At 50.3% G+C, this 21,391-nt stretch carries 19 protein-coding genes and 5 pseudogenes; 11 read left to right on the top strand and 13 right to left on the bottom strand.

Features of this window, described 5'->3' with window-relative positions; translation table 11 throughout:
- Positions 1-171 precede the first annotated feature (171 nt).
- From potA to potD, 4 genes and pseudogenes are all read left to right on the top strand, one after another.
- A complete protein-coding gene (gene potA / locus JZM30_RS10895; protein ID WP_438801489.1) occupies positions 172-1,293 on the top strand; it encodes a spermidine/putrescine ABC transporter ATP-binding protein PotA in 1,122 nt (373 codons plus the stop codon).
- Positions 1,277-2,137 (top strand): annotated as a pseudogene (gene potB / locus JZM30_RS10890) (spermidine/putrescine ABC transporter permease PotB). Before potA ends, potB begins: the two are co-directional and overlap by 17 nt.
- A pseudogene (potC, locus tag JZM30_RS10885) lies at positions 2,134-2,930 on the top strand (spermidine/putrescine ABC transporter permease PotC). The pseudogenes potB and potC overlap by 4 nt, the downstream one beginning before the upstream one ends.
- A gap of 47 nt (positions 2,931-2,977) precedes the next feature.
- Positions 2,978-3,983, top strand: a pseudogene (potD, locus tag JZM30_RS10880) (spermidine/putrescine ABC transporter substrate-binding protein PotD).
- A gap of 48 nt (positions 3,984-4,031) precedes the next feature.
- On the opposite strand, the gene JZM30_RS10875 reads toward potD, so the two are convergent.
- The 10 genes from JZM30_RS10875 to JZM30_RS10830 form a co-directional block, all read right to left on the bottom strand.
- A complete protein-coding gene (locus JZM30_RS10875; protein WP_252318695.1) occupies positions 4,032-4,253 on the bottom strand; it encodes a FeoC-like transcriptional regulator in 222 nt (73 codons plus the stop codon).
- Between the two features lie 30 nt (positions 4,254-4,283).
- Complete coding sequence (locus JZM30_RS10870) at positions 4,284-4,430, bottom strand: hypothetical protein (RefSeq protein ID WP_252318694.1); 147 nt, start codon at positions 4,428-4,430, stop codon at positions 4,284-4,286.
- Positions 4,405-6,039 (bottom strand): ferrous iron transport protein B, encoded by a 1,635-nt coding sequence (gene feoB, locus JZM30_RS10865; protein WP_252318692.1) that lies wholly within the window; start codon positions 6,037-6,039, stop codon positions 4,405-4,407. The genes JZM30_RS10870 and feoB overlap by 26 nt, the downstream gene beginning before the upstream one ends.
- Before the next feature lie 97 nt (positions 6,040-6,136).
- Positions 6,137-6,445, bottom strand: coding sequence for a FeoB small GTPase domain-containing protein (locus JZM30_RS10860; protein WP_252318832.1), 309 nt, complete (start codon positions 6,443-6,445; stop codon positions 6,137-6,139).
- A complete protein-coding gene (locus JZM30_RS10855; RefSeq protein ID WP_286673529.1) occupies positions 6,393-6,611 on the bottom strand; it encodes a FeoB small GTPase domain-containing protein in 219 nt (72 codons plus the stop codon). Before JZM30_RS10855 ends, JZM30_RS10860 begins: the two co-directional genes overlap by 53 nt.
- A gap of 83 nt (positions 6,612-6,694) precedes the next feature.
- Positions 6,695-6,922, bottom strand: coding sequence for a FeoA family protein (locus tag JZM30_RS10850; RefSeq protein ID WP_252318690.1), 228 nt, complete (start codon positions 6,920-6,922; stop codon positions 6,695-6,697).
- Positions 6,923-6,982: 60 nt separating this feature from the next.
- Positions 6,983-7,231: a FeoA family protein gene (locus tag JZM30_RS10845; RefSeq protein WP_252318689.1), complete on the bottom strand. Its 249-nt coding sequence runs from the start codon at positions 7,229-7,231 to the stop codon at positions 6,983-6,985.
- Between the two features lie 258 nt (positions 7,232-7,489).
- Complete coding sequence (prc, locus tag JZM30_RS10840; protein ID WP_252318688.1) at positions 7,490-9,523, bottom strand: carboxy terminal-processing peptidase; 2,034 nt, start codon at positions 9,521-9,523, stop codon at positions 7,490-7,492.
- A gap of 20 nt (positions 9,524-9,543) precedes the next feature.
- A complete protein-coding gene (gene proQ, locus JZM30_RS10835; RefSeq protein WP_252318687.1) occupies positions 9,544-10,245 on the bottom strand; it encodes an RNA chaperone ProQ in 702 nt (233 codons plus the stop codon).
- 84 nt (positions 10,246-10,329) lie between these two features.
- Entirely contained in the window at positions 10,330-10,836 is a 507-nt protein-coding gene (locus tag JZM30_RS10830) for a GAF domain-containing protein (RefSeq protein ID WP_252318686.1), read from the bottom strand.
- 366 nt (positions 10,837-11,202) lie between these two features.
- Between JZM30_RS10830 and yebS the strand changes: the two genes are divergently transcribed.
- The 3 genes and pseudogenes from yebS to JZM30_RS10815 form a co-directional block, all read left to right on the top strand.
- Positions 11,203-12,516 carry a membrane integrity lipid transport subunit YebS gene (yebS, locus tag JZM30_RS10825; protein WP_252318830.1) on the top strand — a complete coding sequence of 438 codons (1,314 nt, stop codon included), beginning with the start codon at positions 11,203-11,205 and terminating at the stop codon, positions 12,514-12,516.
- A pseudogene (locus JZM30_RS10820) lies at positions 12,464-14,524 on the top strand (MlaD family protein); the annotation flags it as partial. The gene yebS and the pseudogene JZM30_RS10820, both read left to right, overlap by 53 nt.
- Positions 14,525-14,743: 219 nt before the next feature.
- Positions 14,744-15,680 (top strand): annotated as a pseudogene (locus tag JZM30_RS10815) (methyltransferase RsmF C-terminal domain-like protein); the annotation flags it as partial.
- Here the strand turns inward: JZM30_RS10815 and JZM30_RS10810 are convergent.
- Entirely contained in the window at positions 15,589-16,659 is a 1,071-nt protein-coding gene (locus tag JZM30_RS10810) for a malate/lactate/ureidoglycolate dehydrogenase (RefSeq protein WP_252318684.1), read from the bottom strand. The pseudogene JZM30_RS10815 and the gene JZM30_RS10810 sit on opposite strands and share 92 nt — an antisense overlap.
- A 525-nt stretch (positions 16,660-17,184) precedes the next feature.
- Between JZM30_RS10810 and JZM30_RS23600 the strand changes: the two genes are divergently transcribed.
- Complete coding sequence (locus tag JZM30_RS23600) at positions 17,185-17,313, top strand: hypothetical protein (protein WP_286673528.1); 129 nt, start codon at positions 17,185-17,187, stop codon at positions 17,311-17,313.
- A 389-nt stretch (positions 17,314-17,702) separates the two neighbouring features.
- Here the strand turns inward: JZM30_RS23600 and JZM30_RS10805 are convergent, their stop codons facing one another.
- On the bottom strand, positions 17,703-18,392 hold the full coding sequence (locus JZM30_RS10805) for a DJ-1/PfpI family protein (RefSeq protein ID WP_252318682.1): 690 nt from the start codon (positions 18,390-18,392) through the stop codon (positions 17,703-17,705).
- Positions 18,393-18,609: 217 nt separating this feature from the next.
- On the opposite strand from JZM30_RS10805, the gene JZM30_RS10800 reads away from it, so the two are divergent.
- The 3 genes from JZM30_RS10800 to JZM30_RS10790 all read left to right on the top strand — a co-directional run bounded on the left by JZM30_RS10800 (position 18,610) and on the right by JZM30_RS10790 (position 20,510).
- Positions 18,610-18,954, top strand: coding sequence for a YebY family protein (locus JZM30_RS10800; protein WP_252318681.1), 345 nt, complete (start codon positions 18,610-18,612; stop codon positions 18,952-18,954).
- A gap of 554 nt (positions 18,955-19,508) precedes the next feature.
- Positions 19,509-19,841 carry a leucine-rich repeat domain-containing protein gene (locus tag JZM30_RS10795; RefSeq protein ID WP_252318680.1) on the top strand — a complete coding sequence of 111 codons (333 nt, stop codon included), beginning with the start codon at positions 19,509-19,511 and terminating at the stop codon, positions 19,839-19,841.
- A 198-nt stretch (positions 19,842-20,039) separates the two neighbouring features.
- Positions 20,040-20,510: a leucine-rich repeat domain-containing protein gene (locus JZM30_RS10790; protein WP_252318679.1), complete on the top strand. Its 471-nt coding sequence runs from the start codon at positions 20,040-20,042 to the stop codon at positions 20,508-20,510.
- Positions 20,511-20,801: 291 nt separating this feature from the next.
- On the opposite strand, the gene JZM30_RS10785 is transcribed toward JZM30_RS10790, so the two are convergent.
- Positions 20,802-21,182 (bottom strand): DUF4354 family protein, encoded by a 381-nt coding sequence (locus JZM30_RS10785; RefSeq protein ID WP_252318678.1) that lies wholly within the window; start codon positions 21,180-21,182, stop codon positions 20,802-20,804.
- Positions 21,183-21,391 lie beyond the last annotated feature (209 nt).

Below are 21,391 nucleotides of genomic sequence, written 5' to 3'. Positions count from 1 at the left end.
CATGATTAACGGGCTTTCTTCGTTGCAAGAGTGCGCGTATAAGTTGGCGTACACTGGGGTTTCCCGTAGAATGCCCCCTAACGACGCTATACACGCAAAGGTGATAACCCTGGTCATACGGCGCTTTACATACTATGCATGCACCAACGATGGAAACTGAGCCAGACCACCATGAATGAAAACCTTTCTTCCGCATCAGTGCCGGTTGTTGAACTGCGCGATGTACGTAAAGGATTTGATGGCAAAGACATCATCTCCCATTTCGATCTCACCATTAATCACGGTGAGTTCTTGACCATTCTTGGCCCTTCCGGCTGTAGAAAAACCACGGTACTGCGTTTGATTGCCGGATTGGAAAATGTCGATAACGGCGCCATTTTACTTGAGCAGCAGGACATTACCCATCAGCCCGCCGAACAGCGCTACGTCAATACGGTATTTCAGAGCTATGCGCTATTTCCTCATCTTAGCGTGTTTGACAATGTCGCCTTCGGGTTGAAAATGCAGAAAACACCGTCTGCCGAGATCGCACCTTGCGTCATGGACGCCTTGAAAATGGTTCAGTTTGACGAGTTTGCAACGCGTCGCCCGCATCAGCTGTCTGGTGGGCAGCAACAGCGTGTCGCCATTGCCCGCGCCGTGGTGAACAAGCCCAAGGTATTATTGCTGGATGAATCGCTTTCCGCTCTGGATTACAAGCTGCGTAAGCAGATGCAAAACGAACTGAAAGCACTGCAACGTAAGCTGGGTATTACCTTCATCTTTGTTACGCACGATCAGGAAGAAGCGCTCACCATGTCAGACCGCATCGTGGTGATGCGCGACGGCAAAATTGAACAAGACGGTACACCACGAGAAATCTACGAAGAACCCTGTAATCTGTTCGTTGCCAGTTTTATTGGTGAAATCAACATTTTTGATGCCACCGTAATCGCCCCCGAACAGGGGAGTCGCGTTCAGGCTATGGTTGAAGGCCGCGCCTGCCCTATCACTGTCAATTTTCCGGTGAGCATAGGGCAATCATTAAAAGTCCTGCTGCGCCCCGAAGATTTGCGCGTAGAGGAAATTAATGACGACAGTGCAGTCGAAGGCATGATCGGTTATGTGCGTGAACGCAACTACAAGGGCATGACGCTTGACTCCACCATTGAGCTGGAGAACGGAAAAATGGTGATGGTCAGCGAGTTCTTCAATGAAGATGACCCCGATGTCGATCACTCACTCAACCAAAAGGTGGCTATCACCTGGGTAGAGAGCTGGGAGGTCGTGCTGCACGATGAAGCCACCGCGTAAACGTTTTCAAAACATCATAATTACCATCATCGTTGCCTGGCTGATGCTGTTTGTGTTCATTCCTAACCTAATGATCATTGGCACCAGCTTTTTGACGCGCGATGATGCCAACTTGATCACCATGGTGTTCACGCTGGAAAACTATACGCGGCTGAGCGATCCCCTGTACGCTTCGGTGCTGCTGCATTCGTTAAATATGGCGGTCATCGCTACGTTATGCTGCCTGCTGATTGGCTACCATTTTGCCTTCATCCTGGCGCGGATGCCGGAAAAAATACGACCGCTGCTACTGTTCCCACTGATCGTCCCGTTCTGGACCAACTCGTTGATTCGTATCTACGGATTGAAAATTTTCCGGAGCACGCGAGGCTACCTAAACGAGTTTCTGTTATGGACTGGGATTATCGACGATCCGCTGCGCATTATGTACACCTCACAGGCGGTGGTGTTAGGTCTGGTCTATATCCTGCTGCCGTTCATGGTGTTGCCACTTTACTCCAGCATTGAAAAACTCGACAACGCGTATCTGGAAGCGGCGCGGGATCTGGGGGCCAACAAGTGGCAGTAGTTCATACGCATTGTGATCCCGCTGACCATGCCCGGCATTATTGCGGGCTGCCTGCTGGTACTGCTGCCTGCGATGGGGCTATTTTTCGTGGCTGACCTGATGGGAGGTGCGAAAAACCTGCTAATTGGCAACGTGATAAAGAGCCAATTCCTGAATATTCGCGATTGGCCCTTTGGCGCGGCCACCAGCATTTGTCTGACGTTGGTTATGGGCCTGGTGCTGTTTGTGTACTACCGCGCAGCCCGTTTATTGAATAAAAAGGTGGATCTGGAATGATGGGACGTTTATTGCGCGGCGGCTTTATGAGCCTGATCTACGCCTATCTGTATATTCCGATCCTGATTCTGATTGTGAATTCATTTAATCAGGCGCGTTTTGGCATTAACTGGCAAGTATTTACCCTTGAGTGGTATCACCTGCCGTTAAACAACGACAGTCTGCTCCAGGCTGCCAGCCATTCACTGACGATGGCGGTATTTTCCGCCACGTTTGCCACGGCGATCGGCTAGCTAACCGCCGTGGCACTTTACCGTTATCACTTTCGCGGTAAGCCCTTTGTCAGCGGCATGCTGTTTGTGGTGATGATGTCGCCAGATATCGTCATGGCTATCTCCCTGCTGGTACTGTTTATGCTGCTCGGGATTTCGCTCGGATTCTGGTCGCTGCTGTTTTCGCACATTACGTTCTGCCTGCCGTTTGTCGTGGTCACGGTGTATTCGCGTTTGAAAGGGTTTGATATTCGAATGCTGGAAGCCGCTCGAGATTTAGGGGCCAGTGAAATCATCATACTACGCAAGATTATTCTGCCCCTTGCGATGCCTGCCGTTGCCGCTGGCTGCTGAGCTTCACCCTGTCCATGGATGATGTGGTGGTATCATCCTTTGTCACGGGTCCTTCTTATGAAATCTTGCCGCTGAAAATCTATTCCATGGTCAAAGTGGGTGTCTCACCTGAAGTCAACGCGCTGGCCACCATTTTGATGTTGTTATCGTTACTGCTGATACTTAGCAGTCAGTTAATACTGCGGGATCGCACCAAAAAATCATCATTCCAACCTTTGGGACGTTAAGGAGGTTTATTGTGAAAAAATTGCCCTACCTGCTGGCCGCGTGCGCCATGGCACTCAGCCTGAATGCCGCCAATGCGAAGGATAAAAAGACGATCCATTTCTACAACTGGACAGAGTATGTCCCCCGGTTTGCTGGAACAGTTCACCAAGGAAACAGGCATCAAGGTAATTTACTCCACCTACGAATCCAACGAAAGCATGTATGCCAAGCTGAAGACCTATCAGGATGGTGCTTATGATTTGGTGGTGCCTTCGACCTATTTCGTGTCCAAAATGAGCAAAGAAGGGATGCTGCAAAAGATTGATACCAGCAAACTGAGCAATTTCCACAATCTTGATCCTAGTCTGCTGCACAAATCCTTCGACCCGAACAACAAATACTCCATTCCCTACATCTGGGGAGCCACCGCTATCGGCATCAACCGTGATGCCATCGACCCGGCAACAGTGACCGGCTGGGGTGATTTTTGGGATGCGAAGTATAAGGGCAGTCTGTTGCTGACCGACGATGCCAGTGAAGTGTTCCAGATTGCGTTACGCAAACTCGGCTACTCGGCTAATACCACCGATCCGAAAGAGATCGAAGCTGCGTATAACGAATTAAAGACGCTGATGCCGAACGTGCTGGCCTTTAACTCCGATAACCCCGGGAATCCGTTTATCGAAGGTGAAGTCAATCTGGGTATGATCTGGAACGGCTCCGCTTACGTTGCCAGCCAGTCAGGAACACCGCTCGACGTTATCTGGCCAAAAGAAGGTGGCATTTTCTGGATGGACAGTTTGGCAATCCCCGCCAACGCCAAGAACAAAGAGGGTGCCATGAAGCTCATCGACTTCTTGTTGCGCCCGGATGTGGCAGCAAAGGTTGCCGAAACCATAGGTTACCCGACGCCCAATCTGGCAGCGAAAAAATTACTGCCTGCTGAGGTGGCAAATGACAAGACCCTCTACCCTGATGAAGAAACCATTCAGAAAGGGGAATGGCAAAACGATGTTGGCAGCGCCAGCACGCTGTATGAAAACTATTTTCAACAGCTGAAAGCCGGCCGTTAATGCGCAAGGGCTAGCCGCATAGCGCGGCTAGCCCTTTATGATGAATTGTTACCCTACCCACTCGTAGTAAAACCGCAGCCCTTTCTCGCAGGAACAGCAGCCACTACAACCGCCACTGGCATTTTCGTGACTGCTAATTTTTCCCTTCTGGACCCAGATAGCTATCATGCCTTCAACCACACCAGTTTCGACATGGAAGCGTTGGCTGATCTCTTGCAACGAAACGCGTTGTCTTTGCTTCACGAAATTGCGCAGTTCAATCAGTGTCATTTCGTCCCCCTGATTCGCACGGCCATGGGTTTACGCTGCACGCACCACCGCAGATTGCTGCCTCAGATTGCCATTGCGGCTCAGGAAAAATAAGGTAATCGCCCACACGGCCAGCACAGCACCGATGGCAGAGGCAGAATAAAGGGGATGGTTAGCAAACCGCCCCGCTTGATACACCAGTACCGCAGCACCGTAGCCCAGCTCTATCGTCCATACAAAACAGAACAACGCTCCATGTCGTGTCCATTTCGCGCCAGATAGCTGACAATGCCGCGACGCAAGGAACATACAGCAAGACCATCAGTAAGTAGACCACCGCGCCTAAGCGGCCATCGAACAGGTGCGCAATGATATCCAGCGATGAGACGGAAAATTCATTCTGTTCCGCTACGGCGGCGGTATCGCTTAAATCACCAACATTGATGCCCAGCGGATCGAGGAGCTCTCCACCAAGTTTGGCAAAATTCTCTGGAATGGTTGCCAGTGCGGCAACAACGCTTTCGCCCAGATTAAACGGTGCGTCCTCTTCCTGCTCACCTGATTGGCTGTCAGCCATCGCGCCATACAGTGAATCCAGTGTACCCACCACCGCTTCTTTGGCAAAAATACCGGTAAAAACACCGACAGCAGCAGGCCAGTTTTCTGCTTTTATCCCCATCGGCGCGAACACCGGAACAATTTTCTGGCCGATGGAAGAAAGCACTGATTTATCACTGTCCTGATTACCAAACGAACCGTCGGTACCCATGGAGTTGAAAAAGCTGAGCACGGTAACGACCACGACAATCAGTTTGCCTGCACGCAGAATAAAACCCTTAAGCCGATCCCAGGTACGAATTAGCACGCTGCGCAATCCTGGCAAATGGTATGGCGGAATCTCCATGACGAACGCAGAGGCATCGCCTTGTAACGCAGTATTTTTCAGCATAAAACCAGTGGCGATAGCGGCAAAAATACCCACCAGATAGAGTCCGAATACCAAGTTTTGCCCACCGCTGGTGAACAATGCCGTCGCAAACAGCACATAGACGGGTAAGCGCGCTCCGCACGACATAAAGGGGGCCATCATCACCGTGACGATGCGATCGCTGTGCTTCTCCATGGTACGCGTGGCCATAACAGCGGGCACATTACAACCAAAGCCGACAATCAAGGGCACGAACGCTTTCCCCGGAAGCCCAATGCTGCGCATGAAGCGGTCCATAACAAACGCCGCACGCGCCATGTACCCGGAATCTTCAAGATAGGAGAGGAACAGATAGAGGCAACCGATAACCGGAATAAAGGTGGAAACCGTTTGGATCCCCCAGCCAATGCCATCAGCCACCAGCGTCGCCAGCCACTCAGGCGTGCCAATAGCGCGCAGCAGCGTTCCTAATCCATCCACCAGCAGCGCGCCGACAAACTGATCGAAAAAGTTGATAAACGCACTCCCCACCTTGATGGTGAAGATAAACATCAGATACATCACCAACAGGAAGATCGGAATGCCGAAAAAGCGATGCAGTACCACTCGGTCAATTTTATCGGTGAGCGTCGCGGAGACATTGCGGCGGCGGATCACCACCTGATTAGCGATTGAGGAGACAAACTGATAGCGCCCATCGGCAAGAAAGATATCCAGTTCATCGTCATAGGTTTCTGTGAGCGTGGCAACCTGTGCATCCATCTCTGCCAACAACGGTGCGGGTAAGCGAGAACGAACGGTGCTATCCCCTTCCAGCAATTGCAGCGCCAACCAATACGGATGCGTTACGCTTGGAATATCCGTTAAACGCAACGCCATTTGCACCGCAGCATTTTTAAGTGGCGCATCGTAAGGCACTTCAACGTTGGGGGAACGAATGTCCGCCAGCGCTGACAGTCAAACCTGGCGAAACACATCAATCCCTTTGTTTTGGCTGGCGGTGATGGGGATAACGGGGCACCCCTAGCCGATTTTGCAGAGCGGCGATATCGATCTCAAGCTTGCGCGAAGAAGCGATGTCCATCATGTTAACCGCAACGATCATTGGCACATTCATGTCCAGCAACTGCGCCGTCAGATACAGGTTGCGCTCAAGGTTGGCCGCATCAAGAATGTTCAGTACCAAATGTGCTTCACCGGAGAGTATATAATCACGCGCGACGCGCTCATCCTCAGCACTTTCCGAGGCCGGATTGAGCGAGTAAACGCCGGGAAGATCGACCAGCGTGAAGCGTTGGCCTTTGTAGAGGAACTGACCGACCTTTTTCTCGACGGTGACACCTGGCGGGCCAATTCCCCACCGTTTGTTTCCCCCCTGTCAGCAGGTTGAACATGGTGGTTTTGCCACAATTGGGGTTGCCAACAACACCAATGACGGGATGTGCGACCATAACGGTTCCTTACTCGAATGAGCTTTAATCAGGCAGGCATGCCTCGCAATCCACATACCTGGCAACTCATCAGATCCTGAAAATCAGCACGGTTCCAGGATCAATATCTGTGCTTCGCTCTTGCGTACGCTGATAGCAGCACCGCGCAAACGCAATTCGATAGGATCACCCAACGGCGCTATCCGGGTGACCGTGAAGGTCACGCTCGGTGTAACCCCTAAAGCCAGCAAGCGCTTGCGGTAATCTGCCGAACCTTTTTGATAACCTTGCACACGCCAAGAACTGCCTACGGGAAATACGGCCTCTGTCATGAATACCACTCCTAGTTGAATTGCCGTCTCGTTATGCCACCTTGTTGCTGCCCGATGGCATCAACCTTGTGTAACCTGCGGTGCCACCCAAACCTGCTTACCCATATCCCAATTAATCGCGATACGACCATCGCCCGCAGCCAGCATCAACGGCTGGTTTACTTCACGCTGAATAACCAGAACTTCGCTCCCGACGCGAATACCTAACTCCATTAAACGTTGATGGTACTCGCCGCTGAGACGAATTCGCGCAACCACGGCGCTGACATTGAGGGGAATATCAAGAAGAGTGTGTAGATCTGGCGTCATAGTTGGTCTCTTAAAGAGAAACTGCAGAACCCTTGTGTGAATTCACGCGGAATAATTGCTGTAAATGCTCAGAAGACAAACAAATTAATAACGATTATCAATGATAGATGCATATTATAAGTTTACTTGATGCATATCAAACAAAAATTAAATATCGCTCATTCCTGCTTCAACGGTGAATAAAAGCATCAGAAAACGATAAAAAAAGCCCCCTGTCAACCGTTAGGCTGACAGGGGGCTGTACTGCTTGGCGTGAGGCTATTTCACGCTGTGCGACAGATCGCTGGCAATATGCACCGTTTCTTCCAGATAGGCATCCGGAGCCTTATAATCCTTGGGTAAATCATCCAGAGATTTCAGCGGTTTTTTACCTTCGCGTTTGAAACGTTCGTTAAGACGATTCAAACGTAATGCTTCGTCGTCGTTATTCTCTTTTTCACGCTGTGCGTAATTAAGGGAAACGATATTACGTTTCTCTTTATTGGCGTTGTAACGGGCAACATCCTGAATGATATATTGGAACTCAGGATCTTTGGCAATACGCGACTGGTGCTGCTCTTTCAGCGCACTGATATAGGATTTCAGATCCCCCAGCTTGCCATAGCGTGCCGCATTGATGCTGTCCCAGACCAAGGCGTTATCTTCAAATTTCTCACCGGTTTCAACTGCCTCTGTGCCTGTTGGCATCAAAATATCCGGCGTGACACCGCGCAACTGCGTGCTGCCGCCATCAATACGGTAGAACTTCTGAATGGTGTAGGAGACGGAACCTAATCCCGGCCACGCCGGATGCAGCATCTGATCGTAAATACGGTTCAAGGAGCGATACTGTTGCACCGTGCCTTTACCAAAGGTTGGTTCACCCACAATCAATGCACGGCCATAGTCCTGCATGGCGGCAGCGAAAATCTCTGATGCCGACGCACTGAAACGATCGACCAGCACGACCAGTGGACCTTTATAGTAGACCACGCCATCGGTATCGCTGTCTTCACGCACCTTGCCGTTATTGTCACGGATTTGCACCACAGGGCCGCTGGGAATGAGCAGACCGGAAAGCCCTACCGCTTCAGTCAGCGCACCGCCACCGTTGCCACGCAGGTCAATCACAATGCTGCTGACATTCTGTTTTTCCAGCTTTTGCAATTGCACTTTGACGTCATCCGTCAAGCCCACGTAAAAACTGGGAATATCTAGCACCCCGATGGTCTCTTTGCCCACGGTTTTAACCGACATTTTCACCGCGCGATCTTCCAGACGAATACGCTCACGGGTCAAGGTGACGGTTTTGGTTTTGGTGCCTTTGCCACCAGGCAAGATTTCAAGTCGCACCTTGCTGCCTTTGGGGCCTTTAATCAACGCCACCACGTCATCAAGCCGCCAACCGATCACTTCTACCATCGGTTTGCCGTTTTGTCCGACGCCGACAATGCGATCGCCAACGGTAATACTTTTACTTTTTGCCGCCGGGCCACCCGCCACCATGGAGTTGATGACCGTGTAATCATCATCCATTTGCAACACTGCGCCAATACCTTCCAGAGAAAGGCTCATGTCAGTGTTAAACTGTTCCGTATTACGCGGTGATAAATAGCTGGTATGGGGATCCATTTCTCGCGCAAACGCATTCATCACCAGTTGAAAAACGTCTTCACTGTTGCTCTGCGCCAGACGACGGATGGCAAACTGGTAACGCTTGGTGAGCGTTTCCTTGATCTCTTTATCATCTTTACCGGTGAGTTTTAACGTCAGCCAGTCATATTTCACTTTGTCATCCCACAGGCGGTTCAGCTCACCGACATTTTGTGGCCACGGCGATTTGCTGCGATCCAACTCAATGGTGTCTGTTCCTGTGAGATCAATGGGTTTCTCCAATACGGAGAGGGCATATTGCAAGCGCTCGAAACGGCGTTTTTGCGCCAGATTGTAGAGCGCATAGGGCACGTCCAGTTTGCCGCCTTTCAGGTCTTCGCCAAACTGCCCTTTTTGATTGGCAAATTCGGCGATATCGGAGGCCAACAGCACGTTATGGCTGTAGTCCAGCATGTTGAGATAGCGGTTGAAAATTTTCTCGGAAAATTGTTCATCGAGCGCTATCTGCCGGTAGTGCGAGCGTAAGAAACGCAATGTAATGCGATCGCTCTCGGTTGCATGCTGAAGTTCCTGATGCAGTTGGGGAATCTGATCTGCACGCGTGATCATCTCACTGCGCGAGACAGGTGCTTCTTTAGCCACGCTCACGCCTGCGAGCAATGCGGCAGCAAGCACCGTCATTCGGATTAATGTGTTCATGCCCTGGTTGGCCCTCCGTATCAGAACTGCAAGTGTTCTGCGCGCACAATCATTGCCAGACCGGAAGCCAGTTGAACCCGAACTTCACCTTTGGCAATCTCAAGCACCGTAGCGTCCATGGCGTCTTTGCCCGCTCTGACTTTGATCTCTTGACCAATTTTCAGGGCGGTAATATCCGTCACGTTAACACGCTGCGGTTGCGGCGCACGCTCGGTAGCCGCTTTGGGCTGGCGAGGCGCAGAAGCACGCGGCGCAGTGGAACGAGGTTGACGCGGAGCACTGTCGGCTGCTGGGCGCTCGCGACGCGGGGCAGGTTTACGCTGACGCGCAGGTTGATCGGTAGTTTCACCCGCAGCGCGACGTTTTGCTTGCTGCTCAGCTCGCTGCGCCTGAACGCGCGCTTTCGCTTCTTCCAACTGCTTGCGAGCGTGATCGACATGCTGCTGTTCCAATTCACCGCACGGATTGCCATCCAAATCCACACGTTGCGCACCCAGCTTGATGCCGTACAGGTAACGCCAACTGGAGGTATAAAGGCGCAATGCAGAACGCAATTGCGTTTTACTCACACTGTCAGTCTCTGACACACGCGTGACAAGATCCTGAAAAATACCGATTTTCAAAGGCCGAGTGTCACCTTCAGTGGTGAAACAAAGCGGAAACCGTCCTGCCAAAAAGGCAATGACATCTTTACTACTGTTCAACTTAGGTTGATTTTCCATGAAATTTCCTGATTACAACGGGTTTGCCAACCAGCGCAGGCATGAACAGGCGACATTATAATGACGCCATCAGCAATTGCTACGTTATCCTTCTCTCTGCGTGAGAGAATTGATAAAAATCAGCACATCGCTCTGTTGCAATTGTGCGCAGAGCACGGCGACCAGCGCTTTAAGACCTTCTTCGTCTTCCGCGTCAAAACGCGCATAGGACGTGCTATCAATATCCAGCACGCCAATCAGTTGGCCGTTCACAGAAAGCGGCAACACGATCTCGGCATTACTGGCGGCATCGCAGGCGATGTGACCAGGAAAAGCATGCACATCATCGACACGTTGAATGCGGTTCTCCGCTATCGCGCGCCCACAAACGCCTTTGCCCGCAGGAATGCGCACACAGGTAACCCGGCCTTGAAATGGCCCAAGAAACAGCGTGTCATCATCCAGAAGATAAAAACCCGCCCAATTGACGCCATCCAGGCGCTCAAACAGAAGCGCACTGCTGTTGGCCAAAATAGTGATAAAGCGACGTTCACCCGTAATCAGTGCGGTAAGATCGCTGACAAGATCCTTATAAAATGATGGTTTGTTCATAAATAATAATTCAGTTTTTCCAAATACCGAAGTACGCCACCCCTAACCGATTGACGCAACAAGCATCGATAACTAAGGGGCATCATCCCACAATGTCAATCACCCTGCCTGACAATACTGGCAAGGTCTCCACAAGAGGAGAAGGATATACGCTTTTGCGTTTTTATTCACATAAACGTGACAGGATGAATTGAGACATACTGCACAGCATGCCACAACACCATTCACTTCGTCAGCGTATTGCGCACATTTCATTCCCCTGCCCTGGCATCCGATTTTCCTGAAACCGACCCTACACATTCAATTACCGTGCACGCCCGGAAGTAGGCTATGATGCTGACGACCTTCATAGCGCAATCCGGCGTAATGAGAATATACAGCATAGTGGGTTCTGCCACGCATAGCGCTCTGCGCCCGTCCGTCACCCAGGCACGCTCTAGCGTTGCCTATGGGCGTTATCACCGTTGCCATGGCTGCGACATGCTGTTTCTGCTTCCGGCAATGCGCAAAGGAGAGTATGCCACCTGCCCGCAGTGTGCCACCCGCGTCGGCTCCTGGCGTGACTGGTCAATGACGCGACTGGCAGCGATGGCCACGGCGATGCTGCTGTTAATGCCTTTCGCCTATACCGCCCCCCTGCTCGACATCCGGTTACTGGGTGTCGCGATCAATGCCAGCCTGTTTGAAGGCATCTGGCAGATGACCAAGCAAGGACACCCAGTTACCGCCAGTATGGTGGCGTTCTGTACCGTAGGCGTGCCAGTTACGCTAATGGCTTCCCTGCTGTATCTCTTTTTTGCCCCGCGCATTGGTATGAATCTGCGGCCTATTCTGCTGTTACTGGAAAAATTGAAATCCTGGATGCTGCTGGATATTTATCTGGTCTGGCTGGCTGTTGCGGCCATAAAGATCCGCGAGTTTTCCGATATTGAGATAGGCCACGGTCTGGTCGCCTATCTCACCTTGACACTGCTGAGTCTGCTAACCTTGATTCACCTCAATCCGGATCAGCTCTGGCTGCGTTTCTACCCACGACTGCATCCGGTGATCAGCCCGGAACGTTATCGCCTGTGCCTGGCCTGCCATTTTACCAGCGCGCCAGACCCCAGGGGACGCTGCCCGCGTTGCCATACCCCGTTACGAGCACGTCGGCGCCACATCCTTCAAAAATCCTGGGCGGCATTGATCAGCGCCATCGTATTTCTAGTGCCGGCCAACCTGCTACCCATCTCGATTCTCTACGTCAATGGCGCGCGCAAAGAGGACACCATCCTGTCAGGCATTATCTCGCTGGCAAACGGCAATGTGCCTGTCGCGACGGTAGTTTTTATCGCCAGTATACTGGTGCCCTTCACCAAGGTTATCGTGCTGAGCACCTTGCTGTTGAGCATACATCTGCGCGCACAACGCGCTATCATGACGCGCATGCGCCTGTTACGTGCCATGATCTGGATTGGCCGCTGGTCAATGCTGGATCTGTTCGTCATCGCTTTGATGATGTCGCTGGTAAACCGCGACCAACTGTTGGCTTTTACCTTAGGCCCGGCGGCCTTCTATTTCGGTGCGGCCGTTATTTTGACTATTCTCGCTGCGGAATGGCTGGATAGCCGATTAATGTGGGATACCCATGGAACACGATTCAACAACACCCGAATCAACACGAACCGCGATCAAGCATAAGCGTCGTATATCACCGTTCTGGCTGCTGCCCTTTATTGCACTGATGATTGCCGGCTGGTTGCTCTATACCAATCAGCAAGAACGTGGCACCACTGCCACCATTGATTTTATCTCTGCTGACGGCATTGTGGCTGGTAGAACCCCAGTGCGTTATCAAAGCGTCGAAATCGGGACGGTACAAAACATCTCGCTGAGCGAAGACCTGCGTACCATCCAGGTGGAAGCCAGTATTAAAAGCGACATGAAAGAAGCGTTACGCAGCGGGACTCAATTCTGGCTGGTAACCCCCAAAGCCTCATTGGCGGGCGTTTCCGGCCTTGATGCCATGGTTGGCGGTAACTATATCGGTATGATGCCCGGCCCCGGCGAGCCGCAAGCGCACTTTTCTGCGCTGGATACCCAACCGAAATATAGGGTTAACAGCGGGGAGTTGTTGGTCCATCTTCATGCCGATGATTTAGGGTCGCTCAACGCGGACTCGCTGGTGTATTACCGCAAGATCCCGGTCGGAAAAGTGTACGATTACACCGTAACTCCAGATAATAAAGGCGTGACGGTTGACGTCCTGATTGAACGCCGCTTCACTCATTTAATCAAAAAAGAGCCGTTTTTGGAACGTGTCTGGCATCAAGGCGGATATCAGCCCGGGCGGTGCCAAAGTGGAAATGCAAAGCCTGGCAGCACTGGTTAATGGCGCTATCGCGTTTGATTCACCGGATGATAGCGATAAGGCCAGTGCTGAACAGGCTTACCGACTCTACCCTAATCTGGCCCAAAGCCAGCGCGGGGTGGCGATTGCCTTAACGCTTCCCTCCGCCAATATGCTGAAAGCCGGGCAGACACCGTTGCTGTATCAGGGGTTGGAAGTAGGCAGTGTACGAAAACTGGTGCTGGACCCAGCAACGGTAATGTCAGCTGACAGTTGATTATCGATCCCTCTGTCGTGCCGCTGATGCGTGAAGGCACGCGCATTGAGCTGACCAAGCCACGGCTGACCTTGAGCGATCTTAACCTCTCCCGCCTGCTCACCGGCCCAACGCTGACATTGATTCCCGGCGACGGGGAGCCGCGTCAGACATTCCCACTGATTGATGGCTCGCAGGCATTACGTCCCGATACACTGACCGTTCAGTTGTCTGCCGCACAAAGCTATGGCATTGATGTCGGCCAACCTGTTCTGCTGCATGGTGTACAAATCGGGCAGATCATTCAGCGCACGTTGACCGAAAAAGGCGTCACCTTCGATGTCACCATTGACCCCGAATATCGCACTCTGCTGCACAAAGACAGCACCTTATTGTCAACAGCAGGTTTGAACGTCAAGCTGGGGTTGGAGGGCGTGCAAATGATCGGTGCCAGCCCGCAGGAGTGGCTCAGCGGCGGTGTGATGGTGTTACCCGGTACGCAAGGTGAGCCATTAGCTCGCTATACCTTGTTTAGCGATCGGGATAATGCACAGGAGGGCATCAAAGGCAACACGCCAAGCCCAACCTTAACGCTGGTTACCGAGAGCCTGCCAGACATCCAGGAAGGCTCGGTTGTGTTATACCGCAAGTTTCAGATCGGCGAAATTATGCGCATTCGTCCCGGTGCAGAAACCTTCGAAGTCCAGGTTTACCTGCATCCGGAATACCGCAAACTGCTGACCGAACGCAGCGTGTTTTGGGCCGAGGGTGGTGCCCGCGTGCAACTGAGCACCTCCTGGCTAACGGTTCAGGCCGCGCCCCTTAACCGAGCGATCAAAGGGGTCATCAGCGTCGATAATCTCGAAGGGGCACCTGAAACCAAAGGCGGAAAGCGGCTGCTGTATAACACTGAAACCGCTGCACGTGCGATCGGGAGTCGTATCGAATTGCGGACTTATGACGCCAGTTCTCTCTCCGCTGGTATGCCGATTCGTTACCTTGGTATTGAGATCGGTCGGTTGGATTCTCTGAAATTGGCAGCGCAGCGCAACGATGTATTGGCGCAAGCGGTGCTCTACCCAGAGTACGTCAACGCCTTCGCCACCCCGCCCGCGATTCCCTTAGCGCCGATTACCACACCAGGTAAGCATTTTCTGTTATTGGGCCAAGAACCAAAAGAGTGGCGTGAATGGGGCGCCGCCATTCCTGAATAGCCTGCGTTGATCCTGCCGTCGCGTGATGAGCGACGGCAGCCGCGCACCGTGTTACACTATCAGAATATTACCAGCACTGTTCTACTATTGTAACGATATATTACCACCGTGGTGAAACCCCTCTCTCCTTCTTTGCCCTCCGCGTTTCTCGAGGTGATTCAAGACATCATGCCTGCGCATTTGTCTCTGGATGAATTCATTGCTGCCTGCCAGCGCCCGTTAAGACGCAGTCTGCGCGTTAATACGTTGAAGATTAGCGTGGATGACTTTTTGACACTGGCCGCGGATTGGGGCTGGCAACTAGCGCCAATCCCCTGGTGTAAAGAAGGATTTTGGGTGGTCAGCCCAGATGAAACGCAACTGCGATTGGGTAACACGGTTGGCCATTTGAGCGGACTGTTTTATTTGCAGGAATCCAGCTCAATGCTGCCAGTCAGCGCATTGTTTTACGCGCAGGAAAGCGCGTTATTGTCACGTGAGACAACCCCATCGCCATTGGTGCTGGACGTGGCCGCTGCGCCGGGTTCGAAAACCACACAAATTGCCGCGCGGTTGCGCAAAACTGCGACCATCCCCCCATTACCCGCACCGCATTTTAACGTGGGGTAAGTTTCCCTTCACGCCGTTAACCGGCAAAGACAAACAAGCGGTGACGCTTTCGGCCAATCAGGCGGGCCTGGTCTGGGACCCGGAGCAACAACAACTCTGGCTGCGTGACAATGAAATTTGGCTTTTTCCCACCGCACTGTTTGGCAAAATACGCTTCTCGCGCATTGGTCTCAAACTGGCGGAACGCTATGCCAAAGGTTTTCGCTGGCAACATGAGACCATCGTTGCGCTGGCGGATGCACAGGCACCGCACGCTTACGCTCTCAGCGACACGCTTGCTTGTGAATGGTATCAGGGGCGTGACAGTTATCCTGACGAGATCCCCACCAGCGATGAGATGGTACTTACCTATCAGCATACGCCGATCGGATTGACCAAACGCATCGGCAGCCGTATAAAAAACAACCTTCCGCGCGAACTGGTGCGTGATGGTGCCTGCACGCAGCAACGATATTGGCCCACTCCTGATCGGACAGCGTTATTCCGTTAGCCTGACGCTGCGCGCAGGCAATACGTTCCGGCTCACCGGCAATCAGCACCGGATGTTCAGCATCCGCCGCCGGGCAGGTCCGTACATAGTCCAGCATGGCGTCATACTCTTTTTGCAGCCAGTCCATCGATACCATTGCCGCCGGATTGATAACGATCGTGGTCATATTATTCATTATCGAGCCTTTTCGTTCGTTCTCCGGCTGGATTATACCGCCTCCGGAAAGCAGCCCTGCCAGCATCTCTGCCGCCAGCACCAACCCGCCGCCTTTATGGCGCGCAATGGATTTCAGCGCACCCTGTTTTTCATCTTCCCACATCACTTTGGGATCGTTGGTAGACACGCCCTGGCTATCGAGCATCACCTCTTCATCAAACGTCTTGCCCGCCAGATAGGCCACACAAGTTTTCCCCAACGCCACAATGCTAGTGGCAAAATCGAGCACAAACGGTGGGTTATGTTCACTTTTGGGAAACGCAATGCAGATGGGGTTAGTGCCAAAACGCGCCTCACGGCCGCACCAGGGAGCTACAATGGGATTCAAATCGTTTACGTTGACAAAATGAATCGCCACCATCCCCGCTTCAGCAGCCATTTCACCGTAGGTGCCAATCCGCCCGAGGTGGCATGTGGAAGCCAGCGTCATCAGGCACACACCGGTGGTTTTTGCTCTGGCAATCGCCTGCTCCATCGCTTCTTTGCCGGTACGCTGACCAAAACCACGATCACCGATGAACTGCAATACCGCGCCACCGTCACGCAACAAACGCTCCGGCGTATTGGGATGCATGATCCCTTTCGCGATGAACGCCACATAGTGCGGCAGCATTCCGACGCCATGACTATCATGGCCCTTGAGGTTAGCATTCACCAAATGATCGGAAACACAGCGCGCCTCATCAGCCTGTGAACCTGCCTTTTGCAATAAAAAGGCGCGTAACGTCTCGAAGCTGACGCACGGAGATTAGCATAGGACAATTTCCTTGATTATTTCCCTTCCGACTCCAGATATCAGATTTTCTAATATCATGAAAAATAGGGAGTTATAGATGATTATTGCGTTTGCCTCATTATCCTAGCGCTGAAATCACAGGGATTAAATGCCTCATCACGCATTGAGCACCATTGCGTTAACCAAGATCAAAACCATGGCCTGTTGTTAGGAGCACGATTCGCCCCCTCAGCCCCACGCCTGCCTGCGCTATAATAGGAAGAGTACGCAGTGATCACCAAAGGATCGCCATGAACTACCGCGCTGTAATACCCTTCGCTCTCCTGCTGTTGCTTACAGCGGGTTGCTCCGCGCCACAAAGTATGAACTGTCAGGGTGAAGTAAAAACGCTGCCGAGTCATCCGATTGGCATGACTTCTGCCGTAATTGTCGATAACACAGTAGCGTTTAGCGTTCTGATGCCCAAACAACGCATTGAAAGCGGTCTGTTGCACTCAGTTGACAGTTCCACGCTACGTGCCTTCGGCCGTCACCAAAGAAGGCTATCTGGCGCAGCGCCTTTCCGGTAACCGGTTCTGCATTATCAATCCGGAAAAAAATGAGTACACCATTTATCAGTGCCAATAACCGCTCACTGCGGTGATGGCATCGCCCCTTTTCTCGTAGAATTCTGTGATGTCTGGTAAGACGTATCGAGATATTTACCAAGCGTTAAAAATTCGAAAATCCACATTAGCCCTATTCCGCTTTGTATAACCGCCACGCAAAATTCTCCCGTCTATTGAGAGGTGAATCATGAAAAAAATGCTCTACGTATTAATGGCGATTGTCATCACCACATCCTTAAGCGGATGCATATGGCCTGGTCCCGGCGGCGGACATGGCGGCGGTGGCCCAATGCAAGGGCCGATGGGTCCGGGAGGTGGTGGAGGCGGCCCTGGCTATGGCGGACACAGTGGGCGAGGATAGTTGATTGGATGAACATCAGGGCGTTTCACTGCCCTGATGTGAAAAGCCTATAATTTTGCCGCAGCGCGTTGCGTCACCTGCCTGCGCTTTTCAACAAACGCGGCCTGCTTGAGACGCACCGCCTGAAGCAGCTCCGGCGCTGCCGATCGCGGCGAACCTGAGTTGAACGGCGGTGCGGGATCGTACTCCAGTTGTAACTGAATCTCCTGCGCGACCGCCTCGCCGTACAGTCCTGCCACCACGGTTAGTGCGAAATCGATCCCTGAGGTCACGCCAGCACCACTAATACGGTTCCCGTCGTGCACAACGCGCTCCTCAACCGGTTGGGCCCCCAGCAACGCCAATTGATCGAGCGAACCCCAGTGGGTGGTTGCCTTATAGCCTTGCAGTAAGCCTGCGGCCCCCAACACCAGCGATCCGGTGCAGACCGAGGTAACCAGTTTAACGTCCTTCGCCTTTTGACGCAGGAAGTCCAACACCTCATCATCGTCCATCAAATCAATCTGTCCTGGTCCACCCGGTACACAAATAACGTCTAGCGCAGGGCACTCGTCAAGGGTAACGGTAGGCAGAATAGCCAGACCGCGATCGGAGTTAACCGGTGCAATATCTTTCCAAATCAAGTGCACCTGAGCACCCGGCGCGCGCACGAATACCTCGTAAGGCCCGGTCAAATCTAATTGGATTACACCGGGAAAAAGAAGAAAACCGATGGAGAGTGCGGGAGAATCAGCCATGACAACGTCCTCTGTGATTAGGTGATATTGCTTAGCATGCGCAGGTTTTTATCAGGGATTCAATCAGAATATCAGCGATGACAACCATGACGATGGTATCCATGACTCGACTTCACCGCGCGCAGCCCTTATGATCGCGTTCAGATTCATTCTTGTAACTCGCTGATTAACGATAGTTAATTTTGCCACGTTATCAGCTCTGCACAGAGATACCACGATGAAAAAGATCGTTTTAGCGCTAACCCTTGCCACGCTTGGCGCTGATGCCGTTGCAGTCGCCCAGTTGGTGACGTTAAGCCGTCAGCAATATGGCGAACGTTGGGCGTTTACTCGTGAAGAAGTCCAGTTAATTTGCCGCCCTGGTAAGGCTGTTTTTACGTTGAACACCGGAACGCTGATGCAGTACCAGCTTAACGCGGTCGCACAGGCACAAATGAAAAATGGCCAGGTTAATGGGCAACCGATCGATGTCATTTGGCTTGACGACCACACAGCACCGGGCAAGAAGAAAGATTTACAGCCATTCATCGAACGTGGTGAACAGCTTTGTACCGCAGGGTGATTTAAAAACTGACTACATTTCAGCCACATGTTAATGCATGGATAATAGTGCGTTACCCATAGGTATGAAAGCTGTTCCAGTTATGAAACTAACTCCGCTGCAACACTGGTAATCAGTGAGAAGTTGGCTACGCTTTAAAGGGCAAGGCTGATTCAGCTTGCATAAATGCCAACTTTTAGCGCAAGGCTCTCTCCCAAGAGCTATTTCCCTAGACCGAATACAGGAATCGTATTCGGTCTTCTTTTAACTCTTTGATTGTATAATGTTTTATTGACTCCCCCGAAAATACTCGAAATTCGCCCTAAATTCTGTATTCGGTGTAAATTCACATAGCTATCTTTAGCCAGAACAAGCTTGGCATAACGCCGAACGGCAATAATCTCCTACATGAGAAAAGGTGTTGCCGTAAATAGTATTACCTATCACCTTCAATTTAGGCGCCTCACACTCTGGCATCTATACACATTTCACCGTAATTCCTATTATTTGATATCACAAATATCTTTCTTTAGGAGAACATTGTAAAAACTAATTAATAGGACAGGATAGTTAACATGCTTACTATTAAAAATGAGAGTGTTTTATACTCAAAATCGTTGACGGATACAACGCCAGCGATAGCTATTTCTTCGCAGACTACAACATCAGAGCAAAGTGAATTAGAGTATTATGAGATTTGGTCTGAATGGGAAAAGAATTCCTCACAGGGTATGGGTGAACAACGAGATGTTGCAGTGGGAAGAATGCGAGATTCTCTGGAAAGGAAAACTGATTCCCTTGATTTGAGTATGCCGAACTTAAGTTCATTACCTGGTGTTATTCCTAAACAGGTTAAGACTTTGGATATTAGTAGAAACCAGCTTCATACATTGACTGAACGCTTATAAGAAAACCTTCAAGTTATAAATGCCAAAAATAATAAATTAATCACTCTCCCTAAAAACTTACCTGAGAATTTATCTAAGTTATTTCTATCAAATAATCGTCTAAAAATATTACCTGAAAATTTACCTTCATCTATTTTAATTATAGACGTTGAAAACAACCGATTAGAGGGTACAATTAGAAACCCACCAGATTCTCTTTTGGGATTAAACTTAAAAAATAATAGACTAAGCACAATACATAGCCATCTACCTAATTTTATAGAATTTTTAGATGTAAGTAATAATTTAGTAACTGAATTACCGGATGATTTGCCAAATTCCATTAGATCTTTAAATGTTAGTCATAACAAATTAACTGCTTTGCCTAGAAAACTACCAGATTCAGTTAAGGTTTTAGACACAAGCCATAACAAATTAACCATTCTTCCCAATGAGTTACCAGATTTCCTTGAGGTTTTTGACGTAAGTCATAACAAACTCACTAAGCTGCCCGACAAGCTACCTGACTCTATCGATCTTCTGATTGTGCATCATAACAAATTAAACAAACTCCCTGATAGGTTACCCCACTCCCTTGACAATCTTCAATCAAGCAGTAATGAATTAACTTGCATTCCTGACCACTTACCAAAAGACATTCACATTACAGATTTTAGTTCTAAAAAATAGACATTTTCCCTGATAACTTACCACAAACCATTACTCATTTAAAATTAAACAATAATAATATCAAGACAATTTTAGAAAAAATTACCAGTTTGAATAGTGGAATGGAAATTGATTTAAAGAACAACAAGCTATCGGTAAAAGAAAAATCAACAATAATCAATTTGCAAACAAGTGAAAGCTATAATGGCCCTCACATTAAAACTTAAATATTGGTTGAAACCACCACCCACTGATAATAACAATATGTGGTGGTTTAGTTAAGTGGGATTCTTACACAATCGCCATCACGAATTATTTACAATCATCAGTTATTTTCACAACAGCTGCATCGAGCACAGCAGCGTTTTCAGAAGCAAACATGGCAATACCTTTGATAGACTTACCTTCTTTCAAAATACCGGTGGTCAATTCTTCATCCACCGTATCAAGCCTGAACGCTTTATTGTCAGGGGAGTACGCCTTTAAGCACAGCTTAGACAAATCGACGTCATCACCAAATAGCTTAACCACGCTCACGTCGAAACTTTTGGTATAAGCAAGTTTATTGCCAACGGAGATTGAGCCGTTAGATTGTGCTGTAGCATATACCGCTATATTATCAGGCATCGATGCATTTGCAGCAAAACTAAAGCCAGCCAGAGCCAAAGTGGCAACAATCATTAAAATCTTCATATCCATTCCTTTCAGTAGGTTTTAGTCTTGATTACTTTATATATACAAGATACAGCCTATTGAAATAGTACATCAGCTAACCCAAACCATTATTAAAGGGATGTTTTACTATTTGAACAATACGGATTTTAGACTCTAATCTCCTGATATTAGAAGAAAAGAACCCGCTCACGCTGGTCCAGTATTACTAACGCACACTGGTGCGACTT

This window comes from Candidatus Symbiopectobacterium endolongispinus (assembly GCF_018777385.1).
GTDB classification, from domain to species: domain Bacteria; phylum Pseudomonadota; class Gammaproteobacteria; order Enterobacterales; family Enterobacteriaceae; genus Symbiopectobacterium; species Symbiopectobacterium endolongispinus.
This window is presented reverse-complemented; position numbering and strand designations above follow the sequence as displayed.

Coding starts and splice junctions, on each gene's coding strand:
- potA (WP_438801489.1), top strand. CDS start 172: ATGAATGAAAACCTTTCTTCCGCATCAGTGCCGGTTGTTGAACTGCGC.
- JZM30_RS10875 (WP_252318695.1), bottom strand. CDS start 4,253: ATGACACTGATTGAACTGCGCAATTTCGTGAAGCAAAGACAACGCGTT.
- feoB (WP_252318692.1), bottom strand. CDS start 6,039: ATGGCGTTGCGTTTAACGGATATTCCAAGCGTAACGCATCCGTATTGG.
- JZM30_RS10855 (WP_286673529.1), bottom strand. CDS start 6,611: ATGGTCGCACATCCCGTCATTGGTGTTGTTGGCAACCCCAATTGTGGC.
- JZM30_RS10850 (WP_252318690.1), bottom strand. CDS start 6,922: ATGACAGAGGCCGTATTTCCCGTAGGCAGTTCTTGGCGTGTGCAAGGT.
- JZM30_RS10845 (WP_252318689.1), bottom strand. CDS start 7,231: ATGACGCCAGATCTACACACTCTTCTTGATATTCCCCTCAATGTCAGC.
- prc (WP_252318688.1), bottom strand. CDS start 9,523: ATGAACACATTAATCCGAATGACGGTGCTTGCTGCCGCATTGCTCGCA.
- proQ (WP_252318687.1), bottom strand. CDS start 10,245: ATGGAAAATCAACCTAAGTTGAACAGTAGTAAAGATGTCATTGCCTTT.
- JZM30_RS10830 (WP_252318686.1), bottom strand. CDS start 10,836: ATGAACAAACCATCATTTTATAAGGATCTTGTCAGCGATCTTACCGCA.
- yebS (WP_252318830.1), top strand. CDS start 11,203: ATGAGAATATACAGCATAGTGGGTTCTGCCACGCATAGCGCTCTGCGC.
- JZM30_RS10805 (WP_252318682.1), bottom strand. CDS start 18,392: ATGGCTGATTCTCCCGCACTCTCCATCGGTTTTCTTCTTTTTCCCGGT.
- JZM30_RS10800 (WP_252318681.1), top strand. CDS start 18,610: ATGAAAAAGATCGTTTTAGCGCTAACCCTTGCCACGCTTGGCGCTGAT.
- JZM30_RS10795 (WP_252318680.1), top strand. CDS start 19,509: ATGCTTACTATTAAAAATGAGAGTGTTTTATACTCAAAATCGTTGACG.
- JZM30_RS10785 (WP_252318678.1), bottom strand. CDS start 21,182: ATGAAGATTTTAATGATTGTTGCCACTTTGGCTCTGGCTGGCTTTAGT.